At 69.7% G+C, this 10,264-nt stretch carries 11 protein-coding genes; 8 read left to right on the top strand and 3 right to left on the bottom strand.

Going from position 1 to position 10,264, the window contains the following annotated elements; all coding sequences use genetic code 11:
- The 4 genes from ACFU53_RS43035 to ACFU53_RS43020 all read left to right on the top strand — a co-directional run.
- Positions 1-201: hypothetical protein (locus ACFU53_RS43035; protein WP_384005240.1), on the top strand; the 201-nt coding region annotated here is incomplete at its 5' end.
- 464 nt (positions 202-665) lie between these two features.
- Positions 666-1,346 (top strand): DUF4956 domain-containing protein, encoded by a 681-nt coding sequence (locus ACFU53_RS43030; protein ID WP_384005239.1) that lies wholly within the window; start codon positions 666-668, stop codon positions 1,344-1,346.
- Positions 1,343-2,173, top strand: coding sequence for a VTC domain-containing protein (locus tag ACFU53_RS43025; RefSeq protein WP_384005238.1), 831 nt, complete (start codon positions 1,343-1,345; stop codon positions 2,171-2,173). Before ACFU53_RS43030 ends, ACFU53_RS43025 begins: the two co-directional genes overlap by 4 nt.
- Positions 2,170-4,050: a carbohydrate-binding domain-containing protein gene (locus ACFU53_RS43020; protein ID WP_384005237.1), complete on the top strand. Its 1,881-nt coding sequence runs from the start codon at positions 2,170-2,172 to the stop codon at positions 4,048-4,050. Before ACFU53_RS43025 ends, ACFU53_RS43020 begins: the two co-directional genes overlap by 4 nt.
- Before the next feature lie 161 nt (positions 4,051-4,211).
- Here ACFU53_RS43020 and ACFU53_RS43015 read toward each other — a convergent pair whose 3' ends face one another.
- Together ACFU53_RS43015 and ACFU53_RS43010 are read right to left on the bottom strand one after the other, a co-directional pair.
- Positions 4,212-5,147, bottom strand: a complete 936-nt coding sequence (locus tag ACFU53_RS43015) for a hypothetical protein (protein ID WP_384005236.1) — start codon at positions 5,145-5,147, stop codon at positions 4,212-4,214.
- Between the two features lie 80 nt (positions 5,148-5,227).
- Positions 5,228-5,689 carry an ATP-binding protein gene (locus ACFU53_RS43010; RefSeq protein ID WP_384005235.1) on the bottom strand — a complete coding sequence of 154 codons (462 nt, stop codon included), beginning with the start codon at positions 5,687-5,689 and terminating at the stop codon, positions 5,228-5,230.
- A gap of 233 nt (positions 5,690-5,922) precedes the next feature.
- Between ACFU53_RS43010 and ACFU53_RS43005 the strand changes: the two genes are divergently transcribed.
- Both ACFU53_RS43005 and ACFU53_RS43000 read left to right on the top strand, forming a co-directional pair.
- Entirely contained in the window at positions 5,923-6,765 is an 843-nt protein-coding gene (locus ACFU53_RS43005) for a helix-turn-helix domain-containing protein (protein WP_384005234.1), read from the top strand.
- Between the two features lie 3 nt (positions 6,766-6,768).
- Positions 6,769-6,969 (top strand): DUF397 domain-containing protein, encoded by a 201-nt coding sequence (locus ACFU53_RS43000; protein WP_384005233.1) that lies wholly within the window; start codon positions 6,769-6,771, stop codon positions 6,967-6,969.
- Here ACFU53_RS43000 and ACFU53_RS42995 read toward each other — a convergent pair.
- Complete coding sequence (locus tag ACFU53_RS42995; RefSeq protein WP_384005232.1) at positions 6,936-7,676, bottom strand: CAP domain-containing protein; 741 nt, start codon at positions 7,674-7,676, stop codon at positions 6,936-6,938. The genes ACFU53_RS43000 and ACFU53_RS42995 overlap by 34 nt on opposite strands.
- 652 nt (positions 7,677-8,328) lie before the next feature.
- On the opposite strand from ACFU53_RS42995, the gene ACFU53_RS42990 reads away from it, so the two are divergent.
- Positions 8,329-8,682 (top strand): hypothetical protein, encoded by a 354-nt coding sequence (locus tag ACFU53_RS42990; protein WP_384005231.1) that lies wholly within the window; start codon positions 8,329-8,331, stop codon positions 8,680-8,682.
- A gap of 175 nt (positions 8,683-8,857) precedes the next feature.
- The gene (locus ACFU53_RS42985) at positions 8,858-10,213 is read left to right on the top strand and encodes a polysaccharide lyase family 1 protein (protein WP_384005230.1); all 1,356 of its coding nucleotides are present in this window, start codon (positions 8,858-8,860) and stop codon (positions 10,211-10,213) included.
- The last annotated feature ends 51 nt before the right edge of the window (positions 10,214-10,264 follow it).

The following is a 10,264-nucleotide window of genomic DNA, read 5'->3' as shown; positions in this document are numbered from 1 at the left end:
GCGGTGGTCACCCCGGCTGCCGTCGCCGACCCGGCGGTGGTCACCCCGGCTGCCGTCGCCGACCCGGCGGTGGTCACCCCGGCTGCCGTCGCCGATCCGGTGGTGGTCACTCCGGCCGTCGTCGCCGATCCGGTGGTGGTCACTCCGGCCGTCGTCGCCGTGACCGTCTCCGCGACCGTGGGCCGGGGACCGACCGCCTGAGCCGCCCCCGGAGCGAGTGTCAGCAGGGCCGCCGCCGCAGCCGTCGTCGCTCGCACTCTGTCTCGTCGCACCACTGGCACCCATATCCCTTGTCGCTCCAACTTCCTTACTACCGCCGTCACTTGTACGGCAGGAGCGGGAGTGCGCGGTGGCTCACGGAGCGCCCTGCCACCCCATCGGGCGAAACCGGGGTGGCAGGGGTTTCGGGCCTACCGCACCCAGCGGCACGTTCGGCGGAAGGTGCCCGCCGGCCTCCGGGGTCGGGACCTCGCCCTCGTCCCCGGCCTGGACCCTGCTGACGTAGGTCTCGGCCCCGCCGACGGCATCCGCCCCCCGGCCCGTGGTCCGGACCCGCCTCCGTCAGCTGGGCGTCCATGTCGATCGAGTTGGCCTTCACAACTTCTCAAGTTCAGTTAAGGGAAGGCAAAGCAAACTCAAAGGTTCACCCCGGATTGTCTTTTGACATGGACCAGACCCTTCTGGTGGTCGCCGATCTGGCCGCCATCTCCGTGCTGACCTTCGCGGTCTACTTCCCGCGCCACCACCGCCGGGACCTCATCGCCGCCTTCCTCGGCGTCAACGTCGGCGTCCTCGCGGTGGCGATGACGCTCAGCTCCTCGTCGGTCGGCATCGGCCTCGGGATGGGGCTGTTCGGCGTCCTGTCGATCATCCGGCTGCGGTCCAACGAGATCGCCCAGCACGAGATCGCGTACTACTTCTCCGCGCTCGCCCTCGGCCTGCTGGCCGGCCTGCCGGAGGAGGTCAACGTCCTGTCGGCCCTCCTCATGGCGCTGATCGTCGCCACGATGTACGTCGGCGACCACCCGAAGCTGTTCGGCCGGTACCGCCAGCGCAGCCTGCGCCTCGACGCCGCCTACACCGACGAGGACGCCCTGCGCGCGCACCTCGAAGTACTGCTGGGCGGGCGGGTGGTGAATTTGTCCGTGCAGAGCGTCGACCTGGTCAACGACATGACCCTGGTCGACGTCCGGTACATCGTCACCGGCGAGGGAACGCGCGCGCCGCAGGAGGCGGGCCACCGGGTCGAGCGAGGGCAGGGACAGGAACAGGAACAGGGGCACGGGCAGGAACAGGCGCACGGGCAGGCGCAGGCGCAGGGGCAGGGGCAAGGGGTGCGGGCATGACGGCCCTGGACTCCGTCGCCCCCGTGGTCGGGGCGCTGCGCCCCATCGGCCTCGACGAACTCGTCGACCGCGCCGAGCTGCTGACCCGCGTGGACCGCAAGTACATGCTGCCCCTCACCGACCTTCCCCTCGTGGTCGGCGGGCTCGACGGTGGGGGCACCTCCCGGTCGAGCGGAGCCGAGACCGGGGGAGTACAGGTCCTGGAGGTCGACGGCGAGCGGCAGTTCGCGTACCGGTCCGTGTACTTCGACACCCCGGACATGGACGGCTACCTGGGCGCCGCCCGACGCCGACGCCGCCGCTTCAAGCTGCGGATCCGGACGTATCTGGGGTCCGGTCAGCACTTCCTGGAGGTCAAGACGCGCGGCCCGCGCGGCACCACGGTCAAGCAGCGCGTCCCGTACGACGGTGAGCCGGGGCGGCTGGGCCCCGACGCGCGGGCGTACGCCGACGACGTCCTCGGCGCGGCGGGCATCGACGCCCGGGACTTCCGCCTGGTGCCCACGCTCACCACCCGCTACCGCCGCACCACCCTCTTCCTGCCCGGCAGCGGCAGCCGGGTCACCGTCGACACCGACCTGACCTGGGCGCTGCCCGACGGCACGGAACTGCGCACCCCCGAGCGGACCATCGTCGAGACCAAGGCCGGGCGCGCGGGCTGCGGCGCCGACCGGCTGCTGTGGTCGCTCAGGCACCGGCCCTGCCCGGTCTCCAAGTACGGCACCGGGCTGGCCGCACTCCGGCCCGACCTGCCCGCCAACCGCTGGCTGCCCGTTCTGCGGCGCCACTTCCCCACCGCACCGGCACTGAACGGGAGCTCCGCATGAACATCCGTATGAACTCGTGGAAGAGAAGGGCACGGGGGTTCCGTACGAAGGCGGTGGCCGCCTTCGCCTCCGTCGCCCTCGCGACCGCCGCGCTGGCCGGGTGCTCCTCCGGGAGCGACTCCGGCTCGGCGTCGTCCGACGCGTCGTCGAGCGCGAGTGCGGCGGCGGCCGTGGACGGGACGCGCGACGCGGCGGCCGTCCTCGCCGACAACGAGGACACGCACGCCGAGGACGGCGACACGGAGTACGGGGAGGCTGATGAGTCGGCGGCTGTCGGCATCGAGCTGAAGGGTGACTCGGCGGAGGCGGACGGCAAGGGGGTCGACGTCGACGGGTCCACCGTCACCATCACCTCCAGCGGGACGTACCGGCTGAGCGGTTCCCTCGACGACGGGCAGATCGTGATCACCGCCCCCGAGGCGACCGTCAAGCTGGTCCTCGACGGGGTCGACATCTCCAGCTCCTCCGGGTCGGCGATCGCCGCGACCGAGGCGGAGCGGCTCGTGGTCGTCCTCGCGGACGGCAGCGAGAACAAGCTGAGCGACACCGACTCCTACGCCGACGACGCCGAGGCCAACGCCGCCCTGTACAGCGCGGGCGACCTGACGATCGGCGGCAGCGGCTCGCTGACCGTGAAGGGGAACGGCAACGACGCGATCGCCGGCAAGGACGGCCTGGTCGTCGAGGGCGGGAACATCACCGTCGAGGCCGCCGACGACGGCATCCGGGGCAAGGACTATCTGGTGGTGAACGGCGGCACGGTCACCGTGACGGCGAAGGGCGACGGACTGAAGTCCGACAACGCGGACGAGGAGGACGCGGGGTACGTCGCCGTCGCGGGCGGCACCGTCTCCGTGACGGCCAACGGCGACGCCGTGGACGCCGCCACCGACCTCGTCGTCACCGGCGGCAAGCTGACCGTGAAGAGCGAGGCCTCCGACGACACCTCCGCGCACGGCCTGAAGTCCGGTGTGATGACGGTGCTGGAGGGCGGCACGGTCGACGTGAACGCCTCCGCCGACGCGCTGCACGGCGACGCGGCCGTCCACCTCAACGGCGCCGACGTCACCCTCGCGGCCGGAGACGACGGCATCCACGCCGAGGGCGACCTCGTCATCAGCGAGGGCACGCTGAACATCACCGGCTCGAACGAGGGACTGGAGGGCAAGGACATCCTGGTCCGGGGCGGCACGTCGAACGTCACCTCCGACGACGACGGCGTCAACGCGTCGGGCAGCGAGGCGACTTCCGAGGAGGACACGCAGGGCGGACGGGGCGGCGGTCCCGGCGGCGGGGGCGGTGGCATGGAGGCCGGCGACTACTCGGCGAAGGTCACCGGCGGCACCCTCGTCCTCAACTCCCAGGGCGACGGCTTCGACTCCAACGGCACCGCCGAGATCACCGGCGGCACGATCGTCGTCAACGGTCCCGAGATGGGCGGCAACGGAGCGCTCGACGTCAACGGCAGCTTCACCGTCAGCGGCGGCACGCTCCTCGCCGCCGGCAGCGCGGGTATGGTCGTCGCCCCGGACGAGGAATCGGAACAGGGCTGGCTGTCGGCGACCCTGGACGCGTCGGTCGAGGCGGGCACGACCCTGCACATCGTCGACGCGGACGGGAAGGTCGTGGCGTCGTACGTCACCTCGAAGACCATCCAGAACGTCGTCTACTCGGGCGGGTCGATCAAGAGCGGCGAGGAGTACACCGTGTACTCCGGCGGCTCCGCCTCCGGCTCCGCCTCCGGCTCCGACACCGGCGGCCTCGCCGGCTCCGGCAAGCTCGGCTCGGCGAAGAAGATCGCCACGGTCACGGCGGGCGAGGCCCCGGAGGGCGGCGGCTTCGGGGGCGGGCCGGGCGGGGGTGGGGGCCGGGGCTGAGGCGTGAGGGCTGAGGGCTGAGCGGACCAGGGAAAGCCGGGAGGCCGCTGTCGCCACCGGGCCTTGCCGGCCTGGCGGCGACGGTGGTGCTGCCACACGTGACTGAACTCAGCCGCTCGATACTGAGATGGCCCGACTACCTCACAGGGGCAGACCGGGGCTTATACGAGGCCCTCACTGGACGGGGCATCGGCGGCCCCTGAGTTCTCCGGGTCCTCCGCGAAGAGTTCCTCCGCGTGCGTGACCGTGCCGGCCCTGTCGAGCCAGGCGCTGACTCGGGTGGGGTCGGAGCACGTGGTGATGCGTTCGCGGACTTCGGGGGAGACGGGGATACCGCGCACTTCCAGGACGGCCAGGACGCCCTTGGCTTCTCCCTTGGCTTCTCCCTGTGCCTCACCGTCGAGGTAGGCCTTCTCCAGGATCGTGCCCCGGCCGGGGAAGTAGTTGACGAACGTCATGATGTGCCTCCATTTGTCTCCGGCGGGGCTCTCCCCCAGGGCGTTCTCCAGGAACTGGCTGAAGTAGCCGGCGGCGCTCCAGTCCAGCTGCGCGAAGCCACGGTGCAATGCGTTCAGTATGGCGTCGCGCTCGGGGTTGTCGGCATGGGCCAGCGCGGAGAAGACGGCCATCGCGGGCTTCTCCGCCACGGTCCTCGCGTCGGTGATCACCGGGAGGTTGTCCGGTCCGGCGATGAGCGGGTACGTACGCTGGACGACCCAGCCGCGGGCTCCGCAGTCGAACGGGCCGGTCGCCCACTTGGTCGTGGCCCGGTCGCGGCAGACCACGAGCAGGAGGACGGGAAGGCGGTACTTCGACTGGAGATAGGCGATGTAGTAGGGCCAGCTGTGCTCCTTCCTCTTGTCTCGCCGCTCCTGCGCCTCGACGGCGAGCAGGAAGTCCTCCCCGTCGGAGGGGTCGACGCGCAGCACCGTGTCGATGTGCCGCGCCATCGGCTTGGTCTCCGTGGCATCGGTGGCGACCGCGTACACGCTCGCCTTGTCCGGTAACGCGATGCCCAGCGCCTCGAAGACAGGGGTCAGGATCGCGGGCCGCTCCTGGAAGATGCGGTGCATGCCCTCGTGGGCTGAAGTGACCATGGGATGGAACCTATGGGGCATCTCGCGCTGATTTAGGGCCACTTGGGATGAGATCACTCTTTCGAGTGGGGAAGAAACGTTCACACCGCCGTGGTCAGCTCGCACCAGACGAACTTGCCGTCGGTGCGGTCGGGTTCGGCGGTGTGGATCGAGTTGAACCAGCCCCAGTTCTCGGCGCAGGCCTCGACGAGGGCGAGGCCGCGGCCGGTGTCGGAGGTGGGGCCGGGGGCTCGGGGAGCGAGGGCGCGGGCGAAGTGCCGGGGGGCCGTGTCCCATGCGGTGACGCGCAACACCGGGTCGGCCCAGCGGAGCGTTATGGCGGCTGGGCCCTTGGTGTGCCGTACGGCGTTGGTGATCAGCTCGGTGGCGAGGAGTTCGGCGGCGTCGGTGAGGTGAGGGAGGCCGTGCAGGGTCAGGATCAGGCGGAGGGTGCGGCGGCAGATGGTGACGGCGCGGGGGTCGTTGGGGATGGTGAGGGTGTAGGTCCAGGGTTCGTCGGGGCGGGGTGTCGTTTCGTCGGTGGGCTCTCCGGTGTCGAGCATGCGTGACTCCTCTGACTGGCGGTGGAGTTGGGGGCGACCGGTGGCCTGCCGCGTCCGCCGTGGCAGGGCGGGGCGGTGCGCTTCCGGGGGGCCGATGGTTCCGCAGGGTGTGCGGCGCGTCACTGACGGTAGAGGAGAAATTTCTCCTCACGCAAGCGGGTCGCGTAACCTGACACCCGAACGAGGGGCCCAACGAGGGCTTGCGAGCAGTGCCGTTGAGGGGATCAGCCGCCATGGCGCCGAGGAACCAGCCCACTGCCCGACAGGTGCGGCTGGGCGTTGAGCTGCGCAAACTGCGGGACGCGGCGGGGATGTCGGCTCGCCAGGTGGCAGGACTTCTGTCGTCCACCTCAGCGCAGATGAGTCAGGTCGAATCCGGGCTCTCGGGTGTCAGCGAGCATCGGGTGCGGAGGCTTGCCGAGTTGTACGCCTGCGCGGACACGGCGTTGGTCGAGGCGCTCGTGGTGATGGCGACGGACCGTACGCGGGGCTGGTGGGAGGAGTACCGGGACGTGCTGCCGTCGGCCTTTCTGGATCTGGCGGAACTCGAACACCACGGCCGGTCCATCCAGGTGATCGGAACCTCGCACGTTCCCGGACTGTTGCAGACCGAGGAGTACGCACGGGCGGTGTTCTCGTACTGGGTTCCGGAGTTCACGTCGGGCGAGGTGGAGCCCAGGGTTGCTCACCGCATGCGGCGCAAGGCGATTCTCGAGCGATGCCCGTACGAGGTGGTGCTGCATGAGCCCGTCCTGCGTACGCGCGTCGCCGACCGCAGCGTTGCACGGGCTCAACTGGCCACGATCCTCCAGGAGTCGGAGCGGCCGAACGTCACCGTACGCGTGATCCCCTTCGACACCGACGGCTTCGCCGGTGCGAGCACGTCATTGCTCTGCGTGGGCGGGTCGGTGGCCGCGCTGGACACCGTGCAGCGGGACACCCCGTACGGAACCGCGCTGCTCGATGACGCCGCTCAGCTGCTGAAGATGCGAACGCTCTTTCGTAAGGTGGAGTCGGCATCGCTTGACCCGCTGAAGTCCCGGGACTTCATACACCGCCTGGCGAAGGAGCTGTGAGCCGTGCCCCAGTGGCAGAAGTCGTCGTTCTCCGGTGGCGCCGACGGCAACGAGTGCGTGGAGCTGAGCGCCGCGCGGAACGCGATACACCTCCGCGAAAGCGACGACCCCGCCCGGATACTCCCCGTCACCCGCCATAGCGCCGCCGCCCTCATACGGCACCTCGGCGGCTACGCCTGTGACCCGAAGTTCTGGGTCCAGTAGTTGCCCGGCCCTGCCAGGCCGATGCCGATCTCCTTGAAGGCGCAGTTGAGGATGTTGGCCTTGTGGCCGGGGCTGTTCATCCAGCCGTCCATGACACTGTCGGCGGTGCCGTACCCGGCGGCGACGTTCTCGCCCGCCGTGCTGAACCGGTAGCCGACGCGGGCGAGCCGGTCGCTCATGGACGAGCCGTCGGAGCCGGTGTGGGACATGTTCGTGTGATCGGCCATGTCCTGGCTGTGATCCTGCGCGGCCTTGGTGAGCTTGGTGTCCACGGTCACCGGCGAGCAACCTGCCTTCTCGCGTTCGGCGTTGACCAGGGTCAGTACACGGGCCGTGGGGCCGGAGTCCGTGTCGTCGGTGGCGGCGGTGGGAGTAGTGGTGTCGGACCTCGTGGCCTTCGTCGCCTTGGGGACACTCGGAGGTGAGGTCGTCCTGTCAGGGGTGCCGGCGGCGTCGGGGGTGGCCTTCGCGGCCGGGCTGCCGGACTTCGAAGGGGACGCGCTCGGGCTCGCGGAGCGCGACGGGCGCTTCTTGCGCGACGGCGTGGGGGACGCGCTCGCGGAGGCGTCCGTCGCGGACGCGGTCGGGGTGCGCGAGGGCTCCGGGGCAGCCTGATCCGACTTGCTCCCTCCCCACCAGGAGGACGCCACACTGCTCCAGCCGCCCAGCCCGTTCCCACCGGCCAGCGCGGCCGTGGGGATGCCCACGGCGCCCACGACCAGTACGACGGCGGTGGCGACGGCTATCTTCCGGCGTTTCGTTCTCGGACGAGCCGCTTCCGCACGCGAAGTACCCGAGCGTTTCGTCTTCCGGCGATGACTGTTCATACGTGACATGCGTGGCCTCACTGAGTGGTCCGGCTTCGGTTCGACTTCGGCCCTGAATGACCCCCTGGTTGGCCGTGGCCCTGGCGAGCCCGGTCATTATGGGGACCGCCGAGCGCACCAGGCAACGAACGCCCGTGCGACTGTCGGGGCGGCGCCGATGACGTTTCCCGGGGGCGGGAGGACGTACGAGCCCAGCCGTCCGCACGCCCGCTCGGACCCCCAATGCGCAGCCGGGACCAGGCAGAAGGCCGTCCTGTCGGGACGCCGGGCGATGGCGTCGCCGATCCGGATGATCAGTCGAATTCGGCACGCGTGGGAGCAAGTGCGCCTATTGGATGGGAAAGAAAGCATTTATCGCTTTGCGAAAGCAGGTCGATCGATTCCATCGGGCGCATTTCGGTCGTGACGCATGTCACTCCGATTCGAGGTGTGTGAGGGACAGGCGCAGACTGGAAAGCGCGGGGTCCCCGAGAGAGCGGACCCCGGCAGGGAGATTCCCGAGGCCCCGCGGCGGATCGGTCGTGGAGGAGTCATGACGGCAGTCACGCGGACGGAAGCCCCCGTCGAGATCGAGGGCGACGGCCTCGAGGTGCGCACCCAGGAGATGGGCGGCGGGATGAGCGTCGCCTTCCTCAAACTCCCCAAGGGCATGGACATGGCCCCGGCCCTCAGGGGACTCCCCGACGACCTGTGCCAGTGCCCCCACTGGGGACTCGTGGTCAGCGGCCGGCTGAGGATGCGCACCAAGGAGGGCGAGGACTTCTACGAGGCGGGACAGGCCTACTACTGGGGCCCCGGCCACTCACCGGAGGCCCTGGAGGACGTCGAACTCGTGAAGTTCTCCCCGACGAAGGAGTTCCAGGAGGTGCTGGACCACATCAAGTAGCCGTGGAGGCGTGCTGCTGGACGACCCGTCAGGATGCGGCGGCAGAAAGCGAGTTCGAGATCGGCGGCAACCTATCCCGGACCCGCGACCACACATGAGTCGGAACTCCCTTCACGGGGGCTCCACACGAACCACGTGTTCTCCCGAACCACGTACGTTACGTAAGGACTCATCCGTGGCCTCTGCCTCTCCGCGCCCGTCCCACCGCCGGTCCCTCCGCACGCGCCGCACCCTCGTGGTCTCCGCCGCAGCCGTGGCCGCCGCTGTCGGCGCCGGCGTCCTCGTGATGAACGCCAACGCCAACCCCACCGTGGACCTCTACCACCAGGTGCTGCCCGCCAAGGACGGCTGGGCGGCGTCCGGTTCCGGAACGACCGGCGGCACGAAGGCCGACGCGGCGCACACCTTCACGGTGTCGACCCGGGCGCAGCTCGTGAAGGCGCTGGGCTCCGCCACCGACACCACGCCCCGGATCATCAAGATCAAGGGCACGATCGACGCCAACACGAACGACTCCGGCAAGAAGCTGACCTGCGCGGACTACGCCTCCGGCACCGGCTACTCGCTCTCCGCCTACCTCAAGGCGTTCGACCCGTCGACGTACGGCAAGAAGGCGCCGTCGGGCACCCAGGAGACCGCCCGCAAGGCGGCCCAGGACAAGCAGAAGAAGAACATCGTCTTCAGGGTGCCGTCCAACACCACCATCGTGGGCGTCCCCGGTACCAAGGCCGGCATCCTCGGCGGCAGCGTCCTGGTCCAGAACGTCAAGAACGTCGTCCTCCGCAACCTCACCTTCGCGGACACCCAGGACTGCTTCCCGCAGTGGGACCCGACCGACGGCTCGTCCGGCGAGTGGAACTCCAACTACGACTCGGTCACGCTGCGCGGCGCGACCAACGTCTGGGCGGACCACAACACGTTCACCGACGCGCCGACCTTCGACAAGACCGAGGCGACGTACTACGGCCGCAAGTACCAGGTCCACGACGGCGCGTTGGACATCACCAACGGCTCCGACCTGGTGACCGTCGAGCGCAACCAGTTCCTCAACCACGACAAGACGATGCTGATCGGCAGCAGCGACACCGACAGCACCGGGAAGCTGCGCGTGACGATCCACCACAACCTGTGGAAGGGGATCGTGCAGCGGGCGCCCCTGGCCCGCATCGGCCAGATCCACCTCTACAACAACGTCTACGACATCACCACGGTCAACGGCTACGCCCCCAAGTACAGCCTCGACTCCCGCGCCAAGGCCCAGGTCGTCGCCGAGCGCAACGTCTGGAAGACCCCCGCCGACGCGAAGGTCGCCAAGCTGCTGAGCGGCGACGGCACGGGCTCGGTCGCCGGCACCGGCAACGTCGTCAACGGCAAGGCCACCAACCTCGTCGCCGCGTACAACGCCGCGAACTCCAAGAAGCTCAAGACGACGGTCAACTGGACCCCGGCCCTCACCACCGGCCTCCAGACGACGGTCACCAGCCTCCTGACCGACCTGACCGGCACAACGGGCGCGGGCACCCTCTCCTAGCCGCCCCCGGCGCCCCCTGCACGTGACGCCGCCCGGCCACCCTTCTCCGGT

Source organism: Streptomyces sp. NPDC057474 (assembly GCF_042802555.1).
In the GTDB taxonomy this organism is placed as follows: domain Bacteria; phylum Actinomycetota; class Actinomycetes; order Streptomycetales; family Streptomycetaceae; genus Streptomyces.
This window is presented reverse-complemented; position numbering and strand designations above follow the sequence as displayed.